Below are 23,503 nucleotides of genomic sequence, written 5' to 3' on the forward strand. Positions count from 1 at the left end.
AGTCTGGAGATAAAAAAATAATACAGGCGAAAAGTAAGTTTTTAAACGATATATCCCCGTTTGATGACTTATTCCTGTATGGTGGTGTTTCTACTCACCTGCCCGGAGGGGCTATTCCCAACCTAAAATTTGAGTGCCCGGTTTGCACAAGTAAACGATTTCGTTTTACCACGTTCAGCCCAACGCAAACCCACCCTCATGGTGCTGTTTGTTCCGTTTGCGGAACCCGACTCACTACCCACTCATGCGTGCCACTCCCGAAAAGGAGACGCTGGTTAAAACAGGTTGTATAAGTGTAAAGGGGGCCTGCTTTTGGCCTCCTTGTTTATTTTGCCGCTTCGCTTACTTCCGCTTTTATATTTATTAGGTATTAGCAAATGCCAGAAAATAATAGCGGTCAGTACCCTTGCTTTTATTTTTACGTCTCGCTGACTTTACTGATAAGTTCTGCACGTTGATTTTTCACATTGCCCACCGCCCGGGTAACGGCATGCCAGTGAAACTGGTCTGCGGGTACAGCACCCGTCTGCGCGATCGCTTCCGCTTCTTGTCCACTTACCGTCTCGCGCAGCCATTCCCGTGCCGCCTGTGGCGTTAACACCAGCGGGCACCGATCTTGAATATCCACCAGACCTTTATCCGCCGCAGCGGTCACAATCAGGAACCCCTCAGCTTCATCGCCACGCTCAAATGGCGTGCTGCCAATAGCGGCCATAAAAATGGGTTGTCCGTCTGCGCGATAGATAAAGTAAGGCTGCTTTTTATCCCCTTCCTTTTTCCACTCGAACCAGCCGTCGGCAAAGACAATCGCCCGACCATGATGCCACAGCGGTTTGAACATCCGGCTGGTGGCGGCGGTCTCCTGACGGGCATTGATCAGCGGCGGCTTATCCCACCAGCCCGGGGCGTAGCCCCAGAATACCGGGTCGAGATGCAACAGATCGTCGCGCTCGCTGAGCAACAACACTTTGGTGCCGGGGGCGACGTTATAGCGCCCGATCGGTTCCGGGTCGTAGGGAATATCGCAATCCGCTTCATCGGCGAGAAAGGCAAGGTACTCTTGCCGGGTCTGGGCCTGGGCAAAACGTCCACACATAGTTACCTCCAGGTGTTTACTTAAGTATAGGATACGAGGCATAGCGGAAGGAGAAGGGCGTGCCTTCGGCCGGGCTTGATTCGTGAGGGCAGGTATGACAGGAAAAATAATACTCACCATGCTGGCGTTCGCCGCCAACTCTGTCCTGTGCAGAGTGGCGCTGACCGGCAAACATATCGATCCGGCGACCTTCAGCGATGTACGGATCATCAGCGGCGCGCTGTTCCTGGTTATGCTGATGAGCCTCAGAAAAAAGCCTGCCTCAAAAATACACTATGACTGGCGGAGCGGCCTGGCGCTGGCGCTCTATGTGCTGGCGATGTCCTGGTCCTATCTGCAGATCGATACCGGAACGGGGGCGCTGTTACTGTTCGGAACGGTTCAGACGGCCATGGTCATCTATGGCTGGCGACAGGGAGAAAAAATCGGTGTGCTGAAGGGGGTGGGACTGCTGCTGGCGGTGGCAGGAACGGTGCTGCTACTGCTACCGGGCGCGCATGCCCCGGAACCGACCAGCGCGTTGATGATGATTGGCTCCGGGCTGGCCTGGGCCTACTACTCGGTGAAAGGGAAAAGCATGCCGGAGGCTATACCCGCGACGACGGGTAATTTTATTCTGGCCGTTCCCTTCACCCTGATCCTCTCGTTTTTGCCCGCTGCGGAAAGATTTGCCAGTGCGCAGGGGATGTTATTAGCGAGCCTGTCGGGGGCGGTGGCCTCAGGCGCGGCTTATGCCCTGTGGTACACCTTGCTGCCGAGGATGAAAGCCATGACAGCAAGCACGGTGCAACTGAGTGTGCCTTGCCTTGCCACCCTGGGAGGCGTGGTGCTGCTTGGCGAAACACTCAGCCTGCGCATGCTGCTGTCGATGTGTGCCGTGCTGCTCGGCATAACGATGGTTATCCGGGCGGGCCGCGCCTGAGTCGAACCGGTGACGTTATTTTCCTTTCCGTTGATGCTCGCTGATGGCCTGCGCCGCACAAATCAGCGCGAGATGGCTCAGGCCCTGGGGCATGTTGCCGACCCACTCGCCGGTTCGGGTATCAAACATTTCATTGAAGGTTTCAACATTGCCGCGGTGGCACAGGGTCTTCAGAATTTCATCCATGCTCTCTGCGGCCCTCTCCGGCTCGCCCATCGAGGCCCAGGCTTCTGCCAGCCAGAATGAACAGGCGATGAAGGTGCTCTCCTCCTGCTCAACGCCGCTGTATCGGTAGACCATCGCGCTGTTATGGCCCAGCTCGCGGTGGATAGCCTGATAGGTCAGCTTCATGCGTTTCGGATCCACTTTCATACCGTAACGAGAAACCAGGGCCAGCGAGGCGTCCAGCTGACCACCATCTCCCTCATAAAAACAGTAGGACTGATGGGTTTCCGACCAGCAGTGCTCTTCAACCCAGTCGCGGATCCGGTCCCGCTCGCGCGCCCAGCGTGCCTTCCAGGTCGGTTCGATATGACTGGCGTCCGCCAACACTACCGCGCAGTCCAGTGCCAGCCAGCAGGACATTTTGGAATGCGTGTAATGTTGTTCTTCCGGCAATTCCCAGATCCCCGAGTCTTTCATGCGCCAGCGGTCTGCACACTGATTGGCAAGGTGCCCAAGGAAGCGCGAAGTGCCCGTATCCAGAATATGACCCGCTTCGACAAAGAGTTTTGCCACGCCAAGCATATCGGCATACATGCTCAACTGGCGCTGGTTACGGGCGTTATTGCCGATGCGTACCGGCTGTGAATCCCGGTAGCCCTGGAGTTCCGCATACTGCTCCTCCGGGACCAGTTCGCCTTCGAGGGTGTAGCAGGCCTGCATATCCGGGCCATGTTTAATAATGGTTTTCGACAGCCAGGAAAACGCCGCTTTACACTCTTCGAGGGTGCCCAAAAAGGTAAAGGCTTTGATAATCAGGCAGGCATCTCTCACCCAGGCAAAGCGATAGTCGTAGTTTTTCTTGCCGCCGATCCCTTCCGGAAGAGAGGTGGTGGCCGCCGCCGCCAGCGCGCCGGTTGGCGAATACCAGAGGAACTTCAGCGCCAGCGCGGAACGAATCACGTGATCTTTATAGAGGCCATCATATTTGAGCCCCTTCACCCAGCCTTGCCAGGCGGTGTGGCTGGTTTCAATGCGGTTATCAATCGTTTCAATGTCCGGTACGGCCAGGGGTTCGCTCTGGGTCACGAGCAGCGCCACCACTTCCCGGCTACCCTTCTTTAGGGTGATCTCCGCTTCGATCTCCTCATCATCGGCACGAGTGATAACAACGTTTTCGCTGGTGTGCAGCATCGCCATCAGATCGCCGATATGATAAACGCTGCCCTTGAAGGTGTCTGACCGCCAGGGCGAGCGGGTTTCAATCATGGTGCCGAACCGCAAATGGAGCCGGAAAGGCACGGTGCCGCGAACGCCTTCCAGCCGTCGCGCCAGTTCACTCCAGGGCAGGCGTCCCGCCAGGGTGCTGTTAATCGATTCGGTTAACAGTACCGTGCCGTCATCTGTCTCAAAGCGGGTTTCCAGTATGTTGCTGTCCTCGCGGTAGGCGCGCGAGACGGTATAGTCGACGGCGGGTGTCAGGCTGAAAAAACCACCGATCTTCGGATCTAGCAGCCGATCAAATAGGGGCGGGGAGTCGAGATTGGGCGCGCTCCACCAGTCGATGGAACCATCCGGGGCAATGAGTGCAACGGAACGGCCCTCACCGATCGCCGCATAATCTCCCAGACCAATGAACCCTTCCTCGCGTAAAGGCATCGTGTATTTAGCATTTTTCAAATGAGTCCTCCCTTTAGTCTGGCGCAGCAGGCCGCGTTAACATCACGTTGTGGTCGTGCACATAAAGCCTGGCATAACGTGACGGATATCGCGCTTTCAGGAGGCGTATTTGAGAATTCATCCCGCTAACAGGCGGGGGGGCTGGCAGGGGAGAGAGTGAGGAAGACAGCATATACCCTGGGCCTGGCTGTACTATGCCAGAAGCGATCCTTCGCACTATTCGCGCCATGCTGCCTGCCGTTGGTGCGGGTCACAGAGGCTTGCGACCCACAAACAACCTGTTTACATCTTCATCTGCTCAGCAGACTTCAGGTGCTGCTCAACGACCGGGGTATGCGCGTCGGCCAGAGCCTTCACATCAGGATCTTTGATGTTTTTGGCATCACTTTGCAGTTTAGACAGGACCATCTTGTGATCTTTGGTACCGGCGTTTTCCATATACATTTTGTCGAATGCGGCGCCGCTCTCTTTTTCCAGCTTGTCGGCCATGGCCTTGTGTTGAGCGTCTGGCTCAGTCGGCAGTGTCACGTCCTTCTGTTTGGCGACCGTCTGGACTTTGGTCAGGGCATCACCATGGTCATCGACCATCTTTTGCGCAAAGGCTTTGACTTCACTGCTTTCGGCCTTGTTCAGCGCGATTTTGGCAGCGGCAATTTCATTGATATTAGCCTGGGCCATGTCCTTTAACGCTTTTTCGTCGCCGGAGCTGAGCTTCGCCATCGATCCGGTCGAACTGGTCTGGGCTGACGTATCACTCTGCGCGGCGCTGGTGCTCTGGGCTTGCACAGCGGCAGTGCTGAACATCGCTGCGACTGCTGATGCAATCAGCACGACTTTCAAGTTGTTACGCTTTTGCATGTTGTTCTCCTGATGGTCATGGGTAGGGTTGGTGCCAGGTCATTAACCGTGCATATCCTTCTGACTAAATTACAACTGCACTGGTCAGTATAGTGGAACGACAGGTTACGACAGCAGATTAAGCTATTGTCCTAAAGGAAGGGCGGCAGAAAATGGCGGAAGTAAGAAGGGGCGAGTGGATTTTGAACGCCTGAAGATATCTACGTACGGCGTGCCTGACGCCTTGCAATTGCCTTGCCCTATACGCCTCCCTAAAACATCTCGCTATCCCGCTCTGCGACGGGTTTTTGCATGACGTAAATGGGAATTGTAAAGATTCCCATTTTCTTTGTAAGGTTGTTTGAGTTTAACCTCTTTTATGCCTAAACTTATTTTACACCGAAAAATTACAAAACACGTATATGTGCCGTATGGAATGCCGGCATAACAACACAACAGCAATGAAAGAGGGGTTTATGGAGTGGAAAATAGTCGAAATTGTTGCCAGCCCTGACTCGGGGACGATTTTTGGCAAAGTAGAAACACCCTATGGGCTGAATTATATCCTGTGGTTCAAGGGGGGTTATTACGTGCGGCCAGGGGAAGTCGTCACGATGACTGAAACAGGCATGCTGATTAATCATCGCCGACAACGCGTCTGGATAGCACAGGCAATGCTTTATTAATCAATACGTTGGTTAGGTTTTCGGATGAAAAATGAGTGCCCTGGAAATCGCCGTGATGGGAGCCAGAGATGCGATCGTGAATTACCGTGCCAGTTTAAACATTGTCCCTTTGGGCTTACGTACTCTCCGCCAGAAAGTTATTACACATCAGAAATTAACTTTCATGAACAAAAATTCTATTAACTGCAGACCCGCGGCACAGCATCAGGGGTAATTTGATACTGGCGCGCCATGTCTATCATGGGTGGTCGTCCGCCCATGGCATGAATGATCAGCTGCCCTCTGGCCTGAATGAGACGTCCGCCTCACGCTGCCGATGAAAACATCATCAATAACGCCAGCAGATAACTGTCGCAGCAGCGTCCTGCGCCTGCTCAACGTCATTTTGCGAGAAATGTCCGTTCTTTGCTCAGAGTAGCGCTTGCGCTTTATGAGTCTATCCGCGTTGAACCGACAGCGGACATTGCCAATATTCACTTTTGTCAGAAAATGGCTGACACCCACATATTGACATATTTAAATATGTTGATACCGTAAAGTCACTGCAAAATTCTCACGAGATGTACCTATGAATGTATCTGCGATACTTAAAGCTATATCCAACGATGCCCGACGGCAGATCCTTGGCTGGCTCAAGCATCCACTTGAGCACTTCACACCTGTCACCCAGGCCGATGTGGATCTGGTAACAACAGGTGTATGTGTAAGTCAGATAACCAAAAAACTGGATATGACTCAGTCAACCGCGTCGATTTATCTCAATACGTTGCAAAAAGCCGATCTGGTAATCGCTACCCGTATTGGCAAATGGACGTACTACCGTAGAAATGAGGCGGTTATCAAACAGTTTGCCCGATACATTTCCCACGATCTTTAATTTACCCAAACATATTGATAATTCGCGATATGTAGATGTTTAATTTAGCAAGGCAATTATGATTATGCGTAAACTTAACTCCCCTCTGGCCTTCCGGCACGGCATTGAGATCCCTAATCGTGTGATGATGGCCCCCATGACATCAAAAGCGGCATCCTGGGAAGGACACATTGTTGATGAGGATCTGGCGTTCTTTGGCCATCGTTCTAAAGCCGCCTCCATTCTGGTGACGGGGGCGACAGCAGTGAGCAAGTACGGTGAAAAATTTTCGTTTCAGATGTCCATCTATGACGACAGTTTTATACCGGGGATGCGTCAACTTGCCGAGCGGATGAAGCGGCACGGTAATAAAGCCCTGGTGCAAATCTATCACTCGGGTTTGCGTTCGGTTGTGTCGCTGGAAAAGCACGGCAGGGTATTCGGGCCGAGCAATGTTAAATTCGGTGAGATCCCTTATGAAATCACTGAGCTTACCGAAGATGAAGTCTGGGACGTGGTGCGCATGTTCGGTGATGCGACCAGGCGAGCATACCTTGCGGGCTTTGATGGCGTGGAGATTCACGGTGCTTACAGCCACCTTATTCAGCAGTTTTTCTCTCCTTATTCGAACAAACGGACTGATTTTTTCGGCGGAACACTGAAGAAGCGGATGAACTTTGCCCTGGCAATAGTGGATGAAGTGCAGAAAGTTGCCCGTGACTGCTGGGGTGATAACTATATCGTTGGATACCGGCTTACCGAAGAGAAACGGCATGCGAATGGTGACGGCTACGGCATCGAGGAGACGTTACAGCTGATTGATGCGCTTGCGGGTAAGGAGCTGGATTACATTCAGGCCTGTGATAACAGCTTCAATGAAGCGATATACAACACTATTAATGGGCGCACGGTTTTCATCACCGTGCCACACACGTTCTCAGCGTCCGACACCCAGAAAGAACTGGAACATGCTGATATGGTTTCCCTGGCACGGGCATGCCTTATCGAACCTGAGTTTGCCGACAAAATTAATGAAGGCCGGGAAAGCGAAATCATCACTGCTATCACATCTACCGCAATGGCGGAAAGCCTGCAGTGGCCGCATCGCATGATTGAATGGCTGCTTGATCCCAATGGTAGCGAAGAGGTGCCTGAAGGAATTGAGTACTTCGCGCCTCTCCTTGAAAGAGTTAAATTCTCGCATCCACAGGAGATGCAATCGTGAATGATCCATTATTCCACACCCTTTCATTAATGCGGGGACCAGAGCTTAAAAACCGACTGCTCCTCGCTCCGTTAACCAACCAGCAAAGTGAAGTTGACGGCACTGCATCACAGGCGGATTTTGACTGGATAGAACGTGTTGCACGCGGCGGCTATAGCATGATTATGGCATGTGCAGCCAATGTTCAGGAAAACGGGAAAACGTTCAAAAACCAGCTGGGGATCTGGAATGACGATCAGTTGCCGGGTCTTCGCCGGATGGCTGATATTATCCGTAAGCAAGGTGCCGTCTCCTCCATTCAGCTGCATCACGGTGGTTTCCGGGCGGGGTTTAACCTTAAGGGAGGAAGAAGCGTTGGCCCTTCGGATAACTTCACTTATAACGCCCGCGGCCTTACCCGGGCAGAGGTACATCAGCTGCGTGATGATTTTATCGCTGCAGCATGCCGGGCCAAAAAAGCAGGGTTCGACGGAGCGGAAGTTCACGGCGCGTTTGGCTGGATTCTGAGTCAGTTTCTCTCTTTCACCCTTAATCCACGCACGGATGAATACGGCGGGAGCCGTGAAAACCGGGCCCGGCTTATTTTTGAGATCATCGAGGGCATCCGCAGGGAATGCGGCCAGGATTTTCAGATCGGACTCAGACTGTCGTTCGAACGTTATGGGATGGACTTTGAAGATATCCTCTTCGTCGCCAGAAAGTGTCTGGCAGAAGAGCTGATTGATTATCTCGACCTTGCGCCATGGGATGTGAGATTAACCCTGGAGAGCGGCGCTTATGCCGGAAAACGGGCGATAGATGTATTTGCAGGCCTGCCCCGCGGCAGGGTGAAGCTGGGCGCATCGGGAAAGCTGATGAGCGCGAATGATGCCAGAGGGGTTCTGGAGGCAGGGCTTGATTTCGTTATGATTGGACGGGCCGCTATCCTGGAAACAGATTTTCCCGAAAAGGTCAAAAACGACCCCCATCATACTTCGCCATCCCTTCCGGTTACCGAAGCGTATCTCAGGCAAAATGGACTCAGTAATGATTTTATAAATTACATGCGCCACTGGGATAGTTTTGTGAGTGGGTAAAAAGAATAAAACAGCAGCAGTTGGGGCTGCTGCTGTTTTGAAACGCGTTACACATTACCCGAGGCCGGAACTGAACGGCCTTTTTTATCAGCCCTGAAACACGCTTTCTGCGGTCCAGTCGCTGACAGGCTGCGCGTACAGCTCCCAGAATGCCTGCGCAATGCCGGCAGCTTCAGCCGATTCTGGCTGAACCAGTGTGGCAACGGTAACTGTTCCCACGTGTACACCGACAGCACGGGCCGGTTCAAAGAGACCCAGTGCCAGTGCACGGGTACCGGCTTTACCGACGCTGACTGAAATGAAGTCAGGGTTTGGGTAGATTCCCCAGCCACCGCCAGTGATCAGAATGGTACCGGTCGTGCGCGCTGCCATTACATTCAGTGCGGCCTGTGACGCCGTCATTGCGCCGCCGATATTTACGGCAAGATCCATGTTGAAGGTGTCTGCGGCCTGCTGCTGCAGAGTGGCCTGATGCAGACGGGCAGCGTTGTAATGCAGCACATCCAGACCGTCAAAATCAGCTTCGGTGCCACGGACCAGTGCGGTCACTGCTTCAGGGTTAGCCGCATCAACCGTACGGCCAACAGCTTCATAGCCTTTATCAGTCAGGCGTTTAACCAGTTCGTTGACGCGTGCTTCATTGCGGGCTGCCAGTACAACGCGGAAACCTTCACGGGCAAAGCGCTCTGCGGTTGCAAAGCCAATACCCGGACCGATACCAATGCTGAGGAAAGTTTTCATAATCTGCTCCTGTTTTGTCAGTCCGGGTACGATATCATCTGCAAAATTTATGATAATCACCACTAGAAGAATATTAGTCATGCAAAAAACGCAGGAATACAGTGAAGGACTGAAAACTGAAGAACTGACGGCTTTCGTAGCCGTTGTGGAAAACAATGGTTTCTCAGGCGCTTCGCGTGTCCTGGGGCGAGACGCCACCGTTATTTCCCGCCGCATTCAGCAGTTGGAAACGCAGCTGGGCATCCGGCTGCTCGCGCGTTCTACCCGCCACGTTACGCTGACAGAAGCCGGTGAACTGTTCTACGGCCGTGTCCGTAGGCTGCTTGATGAAATGCGCAGCGCGCGTCTGGAAGTCAGCGAGTTTGCGGCGGCACCCAAAGGGCTACTGAGGATCTCTTTACCGGTGACATACGGGCGTCGCTGGATCGTACCGGCTATCCGGGATTTTATCTCCGCCTGTCCGGGTATAAGGCTGGATGTCCGGTTTACCGATCGCATGACAGACCTGGTCGCTGAGAATATTGATATGGCCGTCCGGGTAGGCACGCTGACCGACAGCGCGCTGATATCCCGTACGATTATCAAATTTGGTTATCAACTGGTTGCCTCGCCGGAATATCTCAGGCAAAAAACCGCTCCCTTACGGCCACAGGATCTGAGTTCTCACAGCTGTCTGAAGTTTATCAGCAGCGCCGCTAAGCCTCACTGGGTGCTGACGAACGGATCAGCAAACGTCACCGTCAGGCCGGATGGCCCCCTACAGTCGGATAATTCAGAAGCGCTGTTACAGGCGGCGCTGGATGGAATAGGTATCGCCCTTGTGCCGGAATGGCTGGCGGCTGCGGAACTGCGTGATGGGAAACTACAGCATGTCCTTCCTGACTGGCAGGGGAATCAGAAAGGGGGAGTTTATGCCCTTATGCCTCCAGGTAGATTAATCCCGGCCAAAACGCGCGTTTTTCTGGATCATATTATCAACCATATACGGAAGCAGTAACTGCCCATTGCCATGCAATGCCTCTCTTTTTGAGGAGAAAGACGACTCAACGACCCAGCCAAAAAATATCTTCTATACTTTCTTACGTTTAATGCATGTTGCAGCTGTGAATTGTCTCAGGCTGGCTATCTGTCCGCGCTTGCTGGACGCGCATAAACGCCATCCTGATGGCTTTTTCATCTTTCTTTTTTTGATAGGGGACTTCCTGGTATGTTGCATTCTCATCCCTCACGGGCTGGCACGCTATTGCTGCTGCTTGCTGCCGTGATTGGCTTCGCGGTAGCGTTATACGCCTGGCTGACGCCGCTTACGGGTGTCACGGGTACCATTGGTGCGTTGGGCGTTGCCATTGCCTGCGCGGTACTGGCGATACTGACCTTTATGCTACGTGCCGCATCTGGCCGTGGCGCGCGCATCTTCTTAATTATTGTCACCCTTGTGGCACTGGCGGGTATTGGTTTTGCAGCCGCGCTGCTGCACCAGTACATCATTACTGCAGCCATGGTGGTCGGCCTGATTGGTCTGATTATGCTGAGCAGCAATTCCGTTCACCACAATCCCCGCGTCAGAGCCTGAGGAGCCCCACCCGTGCATAACGATAAACACAACCCATTAATGAAAGTCAGCCTGACGGCACTGGCATTGCTGGTCACTCCGCTTACCCTGCAGGCGCAGGATAAAGCCGCGGAGGCCTCTCAGGGGACGCAGGAAGAACTCAATGTGGATGCGGCCGATCATCAGGCGCCGGGCACCACAAAAACCACGGATGAAGCCTCAACCGATAACAGCAGCGGCCAGAAAGTCGCATCTGCCAGCCAGCCGGCGACGCCGCTGGTGCCTTCTGCTGCCACCTGGGACAGCTTCCACGGACAACTTAACGCACAGAAATACAGCCCGCTGAAGCAGATCACCGCCGAGAACGTGGGCAAATTAAAAAAAGTCTGGGAGTTTCACACGGGTGATGTCTCGGATGGTAAAGGCGACACCCCGGCAACCGTCTGGTCCGCGACACCGATTTTTGCTAACGAGACGATTTATATCGGCACGCCTTTCGATCGCCTGATTGCGCTGGATCCGGGAACGGGTAAAGAGAAGTGGCACTATGACACGAAATCTTCGCGAAAAGCCCTCACGCAGCCAGTGCTGAAAAACCGTGGCGTCTCCTACTGGCAGGCAAAAAATCCGGTGGCCGGAGAAGCCTGTCAGAAAATCGTTTATATGGGCACCGTTGATGGCAAGCTCTATGCGCTGGATGCCGATTCAGGAAAGCCATGTGGCAACTTTGCGGACAAGGGCGTCCTGGATATCAATCAGTGGAACACGCTTAACGCCAAATATCCGCTGTCCATTCTTCAGCCGCCAACGGTAGTCGGGAACCATCTGCTGGTGGGCTGGGCCGGTAAGGACTGGGCCTATGCTGAAGCGCCTCCGGGCACCGTATTTTCCATCAATGCACAGACCGGCGAACGTGAATGGGCTTTCGAAGCGATCCCAGCTGACATCCGCAAACGCACCGGGACAGCCAACGTCTGGACGCATATGTCTGCCGACGAGGCGAATGGCCTGGTCTATCTGCCGGTCTCATCGCCATCTCCGAACTACTGGGGCGGCAATCGTGTAGAGGAGATCCCGCTTGGCACCTCGACAACGGCGCTGGATATCAATACCGGTAAAGTGGTCTGGTCTCGCCAGTGGGTGCATCACGACGTGTGGGATTACGATATCAACTCCGCCCCAACGCTGATGGATATCACCGTAAACGGCAAACAGATCCCGGCCCTGATTCAGGCCACCAAGCAGGGCTTCCTGTTTGTGGTTAACCGCCTGACGGGGGAGGATGTCTGGCCTATCGAAGAGCGTCCGGTACCGCAGGGTGACGGTTCGGTACAGGGGGAAGTGCTTTCGCCAACCCAGCCATTCCCGACCAAACCCGCGCCGCTGCTCGATCAGTCGAAAAAACCAGAGATCTGGAAGCTGGCCGATATGGTCGGTGCCGGGCAGTGCTCCCGCCTGTGGGATAACCTGACCTATGAGGGAATGTACACGCCGCCGACCACCAAAGGCGAGGGTGCGCTGACCTACCCGGACAGCGCCGGTGGCGTGCAGTGGGGCGGTGTAGCCTTTGATCCCAATAAACAGATCGCTATCGTCAACACCTCGCATATCGTGCAGTACGTGAAGCTCTACAGCCGTGAAGATTACGATAAAGCCGATAAAAGCGCTGGCAACGAGAGCGGCTTTGCGCCTCAGGAAGGTGCGCCTTACGGCCTGCGCCTGATGGTCGCCAATAACTGGCTGGGTATGCCGTGCTGGAAGCCGCCGTTTGGTGAAATCGTGGCGCTGGATATGCATACGGGAGATGTGAAGTGGCGTCGTCCGGTTGGCGCATCGCAGCAGTACGGCTTCTTTATGCCGGAAAGCTGGGGTTCACCGACAATTGGTGGTCCGGCGGTGACGGCGGGCGGTGTGATCTTTATCGGTGCCTCCATGGATGCCAAAGTGCGCGCCTATTCCGTAGAGACTGGTGAAGAGCTTTGGTCCGATCAGGCTGAAGCCCCTGCGGTAGCGAATCCGTCGGTCTATGAATACAAAGGCCGCCAGTATGTCGCGTTCGTCGCAGGGGGGAACACTATCCTCAAGGATCAGGTGGGTGATCAGGTTGTGGTGTATGCGCTCCCTGAATAACCGATGATATAAAGCACCTGCGTTACCGGGATAAGGCGGTGAGCAGGTAAAAAGTGCAAAACAGCAGCTGATACAGCTGCTGTTTTGCTATAGGTTAACGCGGTTTATTTACAGGCCACCAGATCGGCCATTTGATTAGCATCAGGCAAGCCGATGATTTGTTGCAGGGTGCGCGCTTTATTCAGGTAATAAATAGCAGGTGTACCGCTGGCACCTAATTGCTCCATAAGCTGCTGATTGTGCTGTATCTGCTTAAAGACGTCAGGCGGGGTGTTGCCTTTCAGCGCCGGTTTGATTTTTCCGTCGCTACTCTCAAGGTCATACCACACTTTAGCCGGATCCTTCGCGGAGAGGACTGCCGCCGCATACTGCGCGCTGTCCGGGCGGATCACGCCAACCAGCAAGGTTTTGGTGCTGATGCTTTTATCTTTGATGAAAGGCTGGGCCTGGTGCCAGAACTTATTACAGTAAGGGCAGAAGGGATCGGCAAAGACAACCACCTGACATTTTGCCTCTGGGCTGCCTTCTGTAATTCCCGGCGCAGCGGTAAGCTGCTTCCACATCTCGCGACCAGCAGGAATATAAATCTCGTCATTAATGGTCTTCTCGCTGAGGTTATTTCCCTGCGCATCATACATATAGCCTGAGATAACATGCTTTTTATCCGGGGTGAGATAAAGCGTTACGCCCATGTCCTGATATTTACCCAGCCATCCTTCCACACCGCCGGGGGCGCTAAATGGCTTAATGATTTCAATGCCCTGTTTCTCCATTTGTTTAACCGGTTCGGGCAGGTCAGCGGTCTGCGCCTGCGTGGTGGCGCTCATCAGCAGCGTTAACAGTGACAGTATCTTCTTCATTATTTTTCCTCAGTGAAATCAGGCGACGGGGAGGCATTCGCCTTCGTCAGTGTGGTTAGCAGCGCATCTTTGCTCAGAAGAGAGGGCAGAACATGCCCCTGCGGCAGTGAAGGGCCAAATATAGCGTTAAAAGGAATGCCGCTGGCACCGTAGCGGCGCAGGAACTGTTCGATTTCAGCAGATGGCTGACTCCAGTTTCCCTGCAATAGCACAACGTCGTCGCGGTTTAAGGCGGCAATCACCTCAGGGCGATGAAGGACCAGGACCTCATTAACCCGGCAGTTCAGACACCAGTCGGCGGTAATATCAACCAGTACGCGTTTTTTCGCATCCAGCGCCTCGCTTAATGCCGCTTCACTGAGCGGCTGCCAGTTGAGGGGAGAGTCGTCCTTCCCCTGGGGCTGGGGAGCCAGGAAAGCATATAACCCGGCACCGAACAGCACGCCAAACGCCAGGCTGCGCAGGTTTTCCTGATGGTCCGGCATGGCTTTCGCGCAGCGGTACAGGAAAAACGCCACCATCAAACCCCCGCCAATCAGCACATAGCGGGCACCCCACGCGTTTACCAGCAGCGACATCAGCCAGAGACAGGAACCCAGCATAAGGAGCACCAGCACCAGACGCAGTTTTCCCATCCAGGGGCCGGGCTTCGGCAGCCAGCGTGCCACGCCCGGAACAAGGCTTATCGCCAGCCAGGGAAGGCTCATCCCGACACCCAGGACTAAAAAGATGAGCCACAGCTGATGCACGGGTGCCGCAAGCGCGAACGTCACGGCCGTGCCGAGGAAAGGTGCCGTGCAGGGTGTGGCAAGCAGGGTGGCAAATGCGCCTTCAAGAAAACTCCCGCCGATGCCGTTGCCACCGGCGGTTGCCAGCCGGGTGGACAAGCCGGAAGGCAGTCGGATCTCAAGCAGGCCCGCCAGGCTGAAACAAAAAATCCACGTCACCACAACCATGGCGGCAATGAACCAGGGGTTCTGGAACTGAAAGCCCCAGCCAATCCAGGCACCGGACAGACGCAGCCCGGTAACCACCGCCGCAAGCACCAGAAACGAGAATACTATCCCGGCCGCCGTTGCCAGAAAACGCAGCCGCGTCTGACGGCGGGTGCTCTCTGCCAGTGTCATCAGCGAAGCGAGTTTGATCCCGAGAACCGGCAGAACACAGGGCATCAGGTTAAGAACAAGACCACCCGCTAACGCCACGGCCAATATCTGCCACAGCGCCGTGGACGGGGTGATATCGACCGTGAGTTGCTGGCTCTGCGCGCCATTGCTGACCAGCAGAGAAAGCTGTTGCAACCGGAAGGCATCCAGCGGTTTTCCCTGCGTATCACTGACGCTAAACCGGGCGGTCAGCGTGTCACCGCGGATCTCCGCCTGCGGTGGCGACAGAGTCGCTCCCGTAGGGTTGTCAGTAAAAAGATCCGGCCGGGACCAGCCCTCCGGGGAGGTCAGTTTCACGGTCAGCGTATCATCGTCAGCGGTAACGGATTGAACCGCCACAGTGCCGCTTTCCGGGGGAACAGCGCGCATCGCGTTCTGCCAGGCGTCGGCAAAGTGGGCTGACGGACCGGATGCCAGGTTGATATCCAGCGGGAAAGTATTGACCACGCAGAGATTGCTGCAGAGCGAAAGCGTCAGTTTCCCGCGCAGTCGTTGCAGTTCCTGGGTGGTGACTTCCAGCGGAAACACCACGCGTCGGTCATAGCCGACTGAGGTGAAACCGGCGGAATCAAACCGGACGGGGCGGGGCCAGTGCCACTGCGTTTTTGCCTGCGACGCCCAGGCGATCGCGGGCCGGAATCCGCCGTCACCGGGGGTTCGCCAGTAAGTTTTCCACCCTTCATCAGGGGTGACGTCAAGCAGCAGGCGAACTTTCCCGTTCGCAGGCGCATCGTGCCAGACATGAACCTGTGCATGGGAATTGTCAGGCTTCATCGGCCAGCCCGGTACTGCAGCTGAGGCCGCAGACAGGCTGAATAACAGGAACCACAGGCTCCTGAAAAAGGCTTTCATATATTTTCTCCGTGAAAAATTAACTAAACAGGAACGTCCGGTTCAGTCATTCACGGAAAACGCAGTTTTTGAGGTGTATTCGAAGGAGCGGAGGACGAAAGAGGATCACCGGTCTCGGCAGGACGCTGATTTTGAGCAGCACCGCCAGCACCAGCACCAACAGACCAGTGAAAAGCAGAAGGTTATCAAAGTGGAGAGGCTGGGCAGCCAGAAGCGAGTGGGCGCTTAACTCACAGGGGGATATCCCCGGCGTTGCTTGCTCCTGCGTGCTGTTTTCAACCGTCAGGGAGAGCGCGGCAGCTTTGACCTGCATGTGATGCAGGATACTGGCCCGCTGGGTCAGACAAACCAGCATGACAAGACCGGCAACGAATAGCAGCGCCAAAGCGCTCAGTTGCCTGTTCTTATGGTGAGTCGAACCCGTCAGGATAGTCATGGGCAATGAGGATAGTGAGCGACCCGGCTCCGGGCAAGCGGCAATTTGTAAAGTAATGCCAACCAGAGCGGTTCGGCAGGTCGGTTTCCTTCCTCACTCAGGCGCTCTTTTACCCGCAGACTGGCGGAATAAAAAGCCGCTCATTATTGCTCGACGTAAATCAGTAAACCCAACGGGTGGCGTGGCACTCATTCTCTTAACCTGCAATGTCCGTCGTGAACGTTGACAGCGTGGCCGCCCTTGAAGGCCGCGTTGTGGCAGGGGGGTAAACAAAGAGGTTGAAACGAACCCGTTTCGTGATAAATCTGGAAAGATAATAAGACGAAAAGGAAGAAGAAAATGAAGATCAGACTTGCGGTACCTGAAGAGGCAGAGGAATGCTGGAATATCAGAAATCTTTCTATCCGGGAGGGGTGTAAACCCAGTTATAGCGCCAGGGTGCTTGAGGCCTGGACGCCTGACGCTATGCCTGAACATTACAGGGAGGTGATAAAGGAAAATCCTTTCTTTGTTGTCGAAAAACCGGGTGTCGGATTGGTCGCTACGGGATATCTGGATCTGGCCGCTGCAAGCGTAGAGGCGATTTTTACATTGCCGGACTATTTTGGTAAGGGTTTGGCCAGCCTGATTATTGAAACGATTAAAGACGAGGCAATGAAACGAGGACTGAAACAGTTAACCCTGTCCGCAACCCCTAACGCACAAACCTTTTATGAAAAGCACGGCTTTGTGTTTATCAAAGAAAGTACCTCGCCATCAAGACTTGCCCAAACAGATTTACGCTGCATGGATATGTCCATCCAACTCTGAACGCGCGTTTTCCACTTAATAAAGTTCGCAACGGGTATACGGCAGTTCCGGGCCTTGTAGATAATCCTGAGCTGCCTGTAATCCGGGTATGCAATTTGCGCTTGTCGCTCATAACCGATTAGATAACGACGTCGGTCTGCTGAGTGCCATCAGCGGGTGGCCGGTCCGATGAAGAGAATCAGCGCAAGTCTTTTGAAAAACAGGCGGCTTCTGGCCTGCCTGTGTAGGGGCCGTAATTCTCGATGCGGCGATAACCCTGTTTCTCATAGAAATTTACCGCCCGATGGTTGATGCATCGGGTTTCCAGTCTGAGTTCGCTATATCCCCTCTCTTTTGCAGAGGTTTCCAGAAAAGCGAGTAATGCTCCACCAATCCCCGGCACACTTCGGTCTGAAAACATTCTTTTAAGCTCGGCGATATTTTGCGTCAAGGGGCGTATCGCACCGCAGCCTATGGCTTCGCCATGGCTATTCTTTGCTAATACCCATAACGCGTTGGCATTATTCATTGCTTCAACGTTGAAATTGCTTTTGCCATTATCACCGGTAATCGCGGCAAGTTCCGCTGACAGCGTTTCTATTAAACGCTGGGATTCTGAAGAGAAGGGATCGGCTATTTCGACGGTTATCATGGTCATATCCTGCGAGGTGAGTTTGCTCAGCATAATGTATCCTGCTGGCTCAGACAAAAGGATATACCTCATCAGACGCGATTCCCGCCATAACAAATTATCACTGAAAAAGTTATCGAATGGCCTAAAATACCTGACTGACATGTAATTGATAGCCCGTGTTCCTGTTAACGCCATAAGGTCAGTCATGACATTAATGAGTCTGCCAGATGTTTATCGTTCAACAAATGCAAACACCCTCGCCATGTGGGAGGAAAATGCAGGGATCGGGGACGTCAGAAAAGAAAACTACTACGATCCGGTAAAATTCGCGCTTGCGACAGGTCTACAACCGCCCATATCCGCTCCTGTATCACGTCTCCTTGATGAACTGAAAAAACTCACAGGGGATGATCCCCTTGCCGATACCCTGCCAGCGCAGGGCTTCCATTTCACCTTCCTGCCCCTGACGCAGCCACTGTATAGGGTTGACGAGCCATTGCCTGCGAAAGTCGAGCAATTAAGCACGATCTGGGCTGAATATCAGGCGAAAAAGATTGTCATCAGAAACCTTCGCTTAGTGGCTTTACCCAGCCAGTTGTTGCTGGCGGGTATTCCTGATGAACCGGCGATAGCCATGCGCCAGTCCTTCTGCGAGAAGATTCTGGCGTCGTCCTGGAAAAATGAATTGCTGGTGCGTCATGCCAATAGTCCATTACCTGCACCGTTCTGGCACAGTACGCTTCTGCGTTACAACGCCGATTTTTTACCGGCAGAAGTGCGTCAGTTTTTTATAAAACGTCAGAATATCGATTTCGGGGATGTTGCCGGGGAATTAACGTTAGCGAAAATTAACTACAACTGGACAAAATGTTATCCACCAGCGCGTTAATTCACGGGATGTCCGCTTCGTGACAGAAGCGGACATCCCCTGTTCAGTTAATAGTCAATTCCGCACAGCCCGCTCGCCTGCCATGGACGGTGCGTCATTGTGTGTCTTAAATTAACGGCCACAGCAGCGCGGACAGGGTTGCCAGCCCTCCCAGCACCACCAGAAATACCGTCACGCCACGCAGTTGCGCCAGCGCAGCGCGGGTATAAATCAGGTACGCGGGGATCAGGAACAGGATCACCGCGATCAGTGGTCCGCAAAAGGTTTCAATCAGGTTAATCACGTCCGGGTTTGCGTAAACGATGCCAAAGGTCAGCAGGAAAAGCACCAGCGAGGCCACGCGCTTGCTGGTGGCGGCCTTTTTACCCGATACGCTGGCCGCCAACTGACCGAATGTCTCCGCAACCGAAAGACCGACCCCCAGGAAGGATTTGGTCATGCCGATGATGGCGATGAACGGGGCCAGGTAATAAATCAGGCTGAAATCGCCGTTTCCCTTCATGACAGACAGCACGTTCAGGTTCTGCGCTTTCGCCTGCACAAAGCTGTCGTGGGGGATGCTCAGCACGCAACTCAGCACAAAGAAGATGATGCTGGTGAAGATAGCCACATAGGCCACGCGGATCACGAACAAGGCCTTGCTCTCGCCCTCGGCTCTCTTCTCCCGGTAGTAAGAGGTAAGGGGGGATACCATCGGGGCACAGCAGAACGAAAAGGTGATCAGCGGCAGCGTCAGCCAGATGCCCTTCATTGTTGTAGAAAGCGGGGTGCTCTTCACCTCAGTAATCGCACTGGTAAAATTCGACAGATGCCAGTCCGGAATGAGTGAAACGCCGATCAGCAGCACTGACGCGGCAAACGGCAGCGCCAGCGCACTCATGGTGGCCACTACCTTATCGCGTCCCTTGCTCAGCACTACATAAAGCGCGGCCACCACAATAAACGACAGGGGGCCACGGCTGATGCCGGTGATGTGCAGGTGTTCTGTCAGGAAATTATCCATCGCGTTAACCAGCGCGACCCCGTACACCAGGGTTACCGGGAAAAAGGTGACGCAGTAGAACAGGGTCATCAGCTTTTCGCCGCGTCCGCTGAAGAAAGAGCCGAAGATCGGCAGCGTACCCGTTGCTGTCTCTTCCTCCCGCATGTACACCCGGCACAGGAGCAGATGCGGCAGCAGGGACAATGGCAGGCCCAGCAGCAGCATGATCAGAAAGATGACCGGGCCACGGGTGCCGATTTCAACGGGGAGAAACAGCGTTCCCGCCCCAACCGCCGTGCCATACAGGCCCAGCGCCCAGATATTGTCCTGCCAGCGCCAGCTGTGGCGCGTTGTGATGTTGCCAGTGGTGATTGAAGCTGTATTCATAGTGGTTTACCGCGTGTTGTTAATGAGAGGCTACGACGACTTTGTTTGATGCTTTGTCTTTTAGCAGTAGTAGTAGCACCGCCAGCGCAGTCGGCAGCACCCAGCCCAGCGAGACGCTGGTGAGCGGGAGTTTATCCAGGAGAGTGACAGAGAAGCCCAGGGGGTTCAGTACCGCGGTGTAGGTGCTGAATACAATGCTCACCCATACCGGCAGGGCGATCGCATGCGTCGGCCAGCGCAGGATAGACAGCAGAATCAGCGTGGTGCAAGCCGGGCAGATAACGGACAGGGCTGGAACGGAAACCCCGATCAGGCGGGTCAGGCCGATGTTGGCTATCAGGAACGAGGCAACCACAACCAACGGCAGCAGGATTTTGTAACTGATGCCGGACATCTGGCTGAACAGGGTCGCCGTGGCCGAGGTCAGGCCGACCGCTGTGACGGTACAGGCCAGATAAATCAGCACGGCCATGAAGAGGGTCCCGGCCATACCCATGTTTTCAACAATGAACGCCCGCAGGATCTGCGCCCCGTTCTGGAAATCACCGGTCTGACCGAAGCCCGCGCCGATCTTCATCAGGCACAGGTAGATGGCCACCAGCCCGATACCGGCAAAGAGCACGGAGGTTTTGGCGTAGTGCTTGATCTGCTCGCGGTCAGTCACGCCTTTACCTTTCATGCTGTTGATGACGATCATGCCGAAGGTCAGTGCGGAGAGCGTGTCCATGGTCAGGTAGCCATTCATAAAGCCGTCAGAGAAGGTTTTCAGGGACTCGCCGGAGGAGATTGCCCCCAGCGGCGCGACCTGTGAACGGATGGCGTAAAACGCCAGGCACAGCAGACACAGGAGCTTAAGCGGGGCCAGCACATAGCCGATGGTTTTCAGCAGGCGGCCCGGGTAGAGGCCAAGAACCCACACGACCGCAAAGAAGATGCCACTGTAGATGCTCAGGTGCAGCGGAGTATCGTCCAGGAAGTTCACCACGCCCATTTCATAGGAGACCGACGCGGTGCGGGGACTGGCGAAAAACACGCCGAGGAATAAATAAAAACTGGATGCCAGCACCGCGCCCCAGAATTTACCCATTGGCGCGCAAACGGCCAGCGGATCACCTTTCTTTTCGGCGAGCACAATAACGGCCAGCATTGGCAAAACAACGCCCGAAATATTGAACCCGATCGAAGAAATTAAATAATATTCGCCAGTCATCTTGCCAACGATGGGTGGATAGATGATGTTACCTGCACCGAGGAACAGTGCCAGAGTCATGAAGCCCAGAGTTATCACGTCGCGGGTGGGAAGGATTTGCTTTCGCATACCGTGAACCTTGTCAGTATGCCTGTGTGCAATTATCGTTATTTATAGATGTTGCTTTAACAGGCGGTTAATAAGGAAAGGCATTTGTTAAATTAATGAACAAATAACGCCTGACTTTCCCTGCCTGCACGCTTGTTAATTAAGAAATAAATACCTTACTAATTAATTACCATAAGCAATCAGTTTACTGAAGGTTCGACTTATTCGATGATTTTATAGCGTTATTCAATGCCCATGCTTATACATTATTAAAAAACCATACTTAAAACATTTCTATAACCCCAGTGTGTCAATTAGTCCCGGTATATCGCGTTTAATTTATTCAACCTGACATCAACGGCGCGCTTGCTGGAACCCATGGTTGCCATAGAGGTGAGGGATTGTCGAACCAGACATCATGCTTTCCGGGCATTAACCTCTGGTTCGCACAGACCAGGACGGGTTATCGCTGTTGTAGCCAGTTCTTAATGCCGTCGGATGCAGAGTTAACTGCGCCAGCGAGATAGCCTGAAAACTGGGGTGACCATTCACTGGCAATCCCGGTTATTTTTTCTGCCCACGCGTCGTGAGCAGGGATTTGCTCAGGCAGCGCGTGTCCCACTTCCTGAAGCAGATCATATTCTGTGGCCGTAAACGGGTCGGCTGCCCAGTCTTTCAGAAACTCCGCTTCAGGTTCGGCTGCATCAGGACCAAACAGGCGCGCAAGCTGTTCCCGACAAAACTGCTTCAGCAGGTCTTCGCTGACCGTCCATCTCGATTTAGCCGGTACGCCGATAAAGCCAAAGAGTACCGTTTTTCCTGAGTCAGGCTCGGAGACATCGTGAATTTCGACCATCGGGCCTGTCTGACTGCTGGCATCGCCGGAAAGCCGCTGTGCTTGCAAAAAATCGGTGTTGTAAACCGCGACATACTTCGCATGGGGGGCCATCCATGTCGGAATTATTCGCCAGTGTGAAAGCAGCGCCTCAGGCAGCGCCGGGCTAAACGCAATATTTGCAGCCAGTGCAGGCGGCAGGGCGAGAAAAATATGCTCGCCGGTATACAGGGTTTCTTCACCCGCCGCTGTCTGCGCCAGGACCTGCATGCCCTCTCCGGTGCGAATAATGGATTTCACCTGCTGATCCAGCTTAATTCTGTTCGCCGGAACCCGATGCCTGAGTGCTGTCGTCAGGGCCTGCATTCCTCCTTTCAGCCTGAATGATGGCGGTGAGGTTTCATATGCCGGATAACGTTGCGCAGGGGTATCGGGATGACGCTCATATAACATATCGCCCGGTCGCCCCTGTGGGATGACGGTCAGTCCCAGTTGCCCGATTAACTGCGCAAATTCAGGCTGGAGCTGCGGCCAGAACCAGGCTGCACCCATATCCACATGCAGCCCTGCAACGTCGGGGGACAGCACGCGGCCGCCCGTCCTGTCCCGCGCTTCCAGAATCACATACTCCACGCCTGCTTTTTCAAGCAGCGTGGCGGCATACAGTCCGCTGAGGCCTGCCCCAATGATAATAACGCTGCCTGTCATCATGCTGCTCCGGTGAGGGTGGTCGGGCTGAGGTGCCCGGTTTTCAGATAAAAAAGTGCGCCACTGGCGGTGGCTGTCAGGGCGGGCATGTCGCCCGGAGGAAACCGTAGCCAGCTTCCTGTTTCGTAGCGACCTTCCGGTGCGCTGAGCTCTCCTTCAATCAGCAGCAGTTCGGCACCGCCAGCAAGCGGTGCACAGAAGATGCGCTCGCCCGGTGCCAGCTTCTGCAGCACCACTGTTTCCCGTGAGTCCGAGAACAGCGGGCAAATTTTTCGTTGCGGGTGGCCGTGCCAGTTTTTGTCGTCTTTTGTATTGATTCTGACGGGCTGGCGTTCGTCGTCAGCCATCTGGCGTAGCTTGACGAAAATCGTTGTACCTTCGCGGCTGGAAGGTTGATGGGACGAGCCGTCCGGGCTGCGCAAATACCAGCCAGCAGGGTAATCCACCCCGTTTTCAGTAAACGTCCCGCTCAGGACCAGAATTTCTTCGCCACCGGGGTGGCTGTGCTCAGGAAACACCGATGCCGGCGCATAGCGCACAAGGCTGGTTGCACGGGCCTGCTCCCGACCTATCCGGTCGAGCATGACGCGTTCCACCCCCGGCTGCGGGGAAGATACCCAGCGATAGTCATCCGGCGTGATGATGGCTCGCTGCGAAAAATCAGCATTCAGTAACATCATAGTCAGTCGTTAAACGGTACCTTTG

At 54.2% G+C, this 23,503-nt stretch carries 22 protein-coding genes; 10 read left to right on the forward strand and 12 right to left on the reverse strand.

The window, feature by feature from the left end; translation table 11 throughout:
• Nucleotides 1-418 precede the first annotated feature (418 nt).
• On the reverse strand, nt 419-1,096 hold the full coding sequence (locus ABIE02_RS18135; protein ID WP_230430711.1) for an SOS response-associated peptidase: 678 nt from the start codon (nt 1,094-1,096) through the stop codon (nt 419-421).
• A 94-nt stretch (nt 1,097-1,190) separates the two neighbouring features.
• Between ABIE02_RS18135 and ABIE02_RS18140 the strand changes: the two genes are divergently transcribed.
• A complete protein-coding gene (locus ABIE02_RS18140; RefSeq protein ID WP_336994555.1) occupies nt 1,191-2,018 on the forward strand; it encodes a DMT family transporter in 828 nt (275 codons plus the stop codon).
• Nucleotides 2,019-2,033: 15 nt separating this feature from the next.
• Here ABIE02_RS18140 and ABIE02_RS18145 read toward each other — a convergent pair whose 3' ends face one another.
• On the reverse strand, nt 2,034-3,860 hold the full coding sequence (locus ABIE02_RS18145; RefSeq protein ID WP_144882792.1) for a glycoside hydrolase family 15 protein: 1,827 nt from the start codon (nt 3,858-3,860) through the stop codon (nt 2,034-2,036).
• Between the two features lie 282 nt (nt 3,861-4,142).
• Nucleotides 4,143-4,718 carry a DUF4142 domain-containing protein gene (locus tag ABIE02_RS18150; protein WP_230430708.1) on the reverse strand — a complete coding sequence of 192 codons (576 nt, stop codon included), beginning with the start codon at nt 4,716-4,718 and terminating at the stop codon, nt 4,143-4,145.
• A gap of 455 nt (nt 4,719-5,173) precedes the next feature.
• Between ABIE02_RS18150 and ABIE02_RS18155 the strand changes: the two genes are divergently transcribed.
• The 4 genes from ABIE02_RS18155 to ABIE02_RS18170 all read left to right on the forward strand — a co-directional run bounded on the left by ABIE02_RS18155 (nt 5,174) and on the right by ABIE02_RS18170 (nt 8,540).
• Nucleotides 5,174-5,383 carry a hypothetical protein gene (locus tag ABIE02_RS18155; protein ID WP_429211401.1) on the forward strand — a complete coding sequence of 70 codons (210 nt, stop codon included), beginning with the start codon at nt 5,174-5,176 and terminating at the stop codon, nt 5,381-5,383.
• A 568-nt stretch (nt 5,384-5,951) separates the two neighbouring features.
• Nucleotides 5,952-6,260: an ArsR/SmtB family transcription factor gene (locus ABIE02_RS18160; protein WP_059307808.1), complete on the forward strand. Its 309-nt coding sequence runs from the start codon at nt 5,952-5,954 to the stop codon at nt 6,258-6,260.
• A gap of 64 nt (nt 6,261-6,324) precedes the next feature.
• A complete protein-coding gene (locus ABIE02_RS18165) occupies nt 6,325-7,464 on the forward strand; it encodes a hypothetical protein (RefSeq protein ID WP_167347881.1) in 1,140 nt (379 codons plus the stop codon).
• The gene (locus ABIE02_RS18170; RefSeq protein WP_230430707.1) at nt 7,461-8,540 is read left to right on the forward strand and encodes an NADH:flavin oxidoreductase; all 1,080 of its coding nucleotides are present in this window, start codon (nt 7,461-7,463) and stop codon (nt 8,538-8,540) included. The genes ABIE02_RS18165 and ABIE02_RS18170 overlap by 4 nt, the downstream gene beginning before the upstream one ends.
• A gap of 87 nt (nt 8,541-8,627) precedes the next feature.
• On the opposite strand, the gene ABIE02_RS18175 is transcribed toward ABIE02_RS18170, so the two are convergent.
• Nucleotides 8,628-9,281, reverse strand: coding sequence for an SDR family oxidoreductase (locus ABIE02_RS18175; protein WP_059307810.1), 654 nt, complete (start codon nt 9,279-9,281; stop codon nt 8,628-8,630).
• On the opposite strand from ABIE02_RS18175, the gene ABIE02_RS18180 reads away from it, so the two are divergent.
• The 3 genes from ABIE02_RS18180 to ABIE02_RS18190 all read left to right on the forward strand — a co-directional run bounded on the left by ABIE02_RS18180 (nt 9,262) and on the right by ABIE02_RS18190 (nt 12,963).
• A complete protein-coding gene (locus ABIE02_RS18180; protein WP_225321511.1) occupies nt 9,262-10,278 on the forward strand; it encodes a LysR family transcriptional regulator in 1,017 nt (338 codons plus the stop codon). The two genes, ABIE02_RS18175 and ABIE02_RS18180, sit on opposite strands and share 20 nt — an antisense overlap.
• Nucleotides 10,279-10,488: 210 nt before the next feature.
• Entirely contained in the window at nt 10,489-10,854 is a 366-nt protein-coding gene (locus ABIE02_RS18185) for a hypothetical protein (protein ID WP_032610977.1), read from the forward strand.
• Between the two features lie 12 nt (nt 10,855-10,866).
• The gene (locus tag ABIE02_RS18190; protein WP_032610976.1) at nt 10,867-12,963 is read left to right on the forward strand and encodes a pyrroloquinoline quinone-dependent dehydrogenase; all 2,097 of its coding nucleotides are present in this window, start codon (nt 10,867-10,869) and stop codon (nt 12,961-12,963) included.
• 104 nt (nt 12,964-13,067) lie between these two features.
• Here ABIE02_RS18190 and dsbG read toward each other — a convergent pair whose 3' ends face one another.
• The 3 genes from dsbG to ABIE02_RS18205 are packed head-to-tail and all read right to left on the reverse strand — an operon-like array spanning nt 13,068 to nt 16,277.
• On the reverse strand, nt 13,068-13,823 hold the full coding sequence (dsbG, locus tag ABIE02_RS18195) for a thiol:disulfide interchange protein DsbG (RefSeq protein WP_336994557.1): 756 nt from the start codon (nt 13,821-13,823) through the stop codon (nt 13,068-13,070).
• Nucleotides 13,823-15,841, reverse strand: coding sequence for a protein-disulfide reductase DsbD family protein (locus ABIE02_RS18200; RefSeq protein ID WP_336994558.1), 2,019 nt, complete (start codon nt 15,839-15,841; stop codon nt 13,823-13,825). Before ABIE02_RS18200 ends, dsbG begins: the two co-directional genes overlap by 1 nt.
• A gap of 46 nt (nt 15,842-15,887) precedes the next feature.
• Nucleotides 15,888-16,277, reverse strand: coding sequence for a hypothetical protein (locus ABIE02_RS18205; RefSeq protein WP_032610973.1), 390 nt, complete (start codon nt 16,275-16,277; stop codon nt 15,888-15,890).
• A 339-nt stretch (nt 16,278-16,616) separates the two neighbouring features.
• Here ABIE02_RS18205 and ABIE02_RS18210 point away from each other — a divergent pair, with 339 nt between their 5' ends.
• On the forward strand, nt 16,617-17,087 hold the full coding sequence (locus ABIE02_RS18210) for a GNAT family N-acetyltransferase (protein ID WP_032610971.1): 471 nt from the start codon (nt 16,617-16,619) through the stop codon (nt 17,085-17,087).
• Nucleotides 17,088-17,265: 178 nt separating this feature from the next.
• On the opposite strand, the gene ABIE02_RS18215 is transcribed toward ABIE02_RS18210, so the two are convergent.
• The gene (locus tag ABIE02_RS18215; RefSeq protein ID WP_098946291.1) at nt 17,266-17,718 is read right to left on the reverse strand and encodes a GNAT family N-acetyltransferase; all 453 of its coding nucleotides are present in this window, start codon (nt 17,716-17,718) and stop codon (nt 17,266-17,268) included.
• Nucleotides 17,719-17,905: 187 nt separating this feature from the next.
• On the opposite strand from ABIE02_RS18215, the gene ABIE02_RS18220 reads away from it, so the two are divergent.
• On the forward strand, nt 17,906-18,589 hold the full coding sequence (locus ABIE02_RS18220; protein ID WP_336994559.1) for a hypothetical protein: 684 nt from the start codon (nt 17,906-17,908) through the stop codon (nt 18,587-18,589).
• A gap of 106 nt (nt 18,590-18,695) precedes the next feature.
• On the opposite strand, the gene ABIE02_RS18225 is transcribed toward ABIE02_RS18220, so the two are convergent.
• The 4 genes from ABIE02_RS18225 to ABIE02_RS18240 all read right to left on the reverse strand — a co-directional run bounded on the left by ABIE02_RS18225 (nt 18,696) and on the right by ABIE02_RS18240 (nt 23,478).
• Nucleotides 18,696-19,958: an amino acid permease gene (locus ABIE02_RS18225; RefSeq protein WP_117385574.1), complete on the reverse strand. Its 1,263-nt coding sequence runs from the start codon at nt 19,956-19,958 to the stop codon at nt 18,696-18,698.
• Between the two features lie 19 nt (nt 19,959-19,977).
• Nucleotides 19,978-21,276, reverse strand: coding sequence for a branched-chain amino acid transport system II carrier protein (gene brnQ / locus ABIE02_RS18230; protein WP_336994560.1), 1,299 nt, complete (start codon nt 21,274-21,276; stop codon nt 19,978-19,980).
• Nucleotides 21,277-21,718: 442 nt separating this feature from the next.
• Complete coding sequence (locus ABIE02_RS18235) at nt 21,719-22,801, reverse strand: flavin monoamine oxidase family protein (RefSeq protein WP_224214509.1); 1,083 nt, start codon at nt 22,799-22,801, stop codon at nt 21,719-21,721.
• Nucleotides 22,798-23,478 (reverse strand): cupin domain-containing protein, encoded by a 681-nt coding sequence (locus ABIE02_RS18240; protein ID WP_081921576.1) that lies wholly within the window; start codon nt 23,476-23,478, stop codon nt 22,798-22,800. The genes ABIE02_RS18235 and ABIE02_RS18240 overlap by 4 nt, the downstream gene beginning before the upstream one ends.
• Between the last annotated feature and the right edge of the window lie 25 nt (nt 23,479-23,503).

Source organism: Leclercia sp. 1548 (assembly GCF_050435045.1).
Classification (GTDB): domain Bacteria; phylum Pseudomonadota; class Gammaproteobacteria; order Enterobacterales; family Enterobacteriaceae; genus Enterobacter; species Enterobacter adecarboxylatus.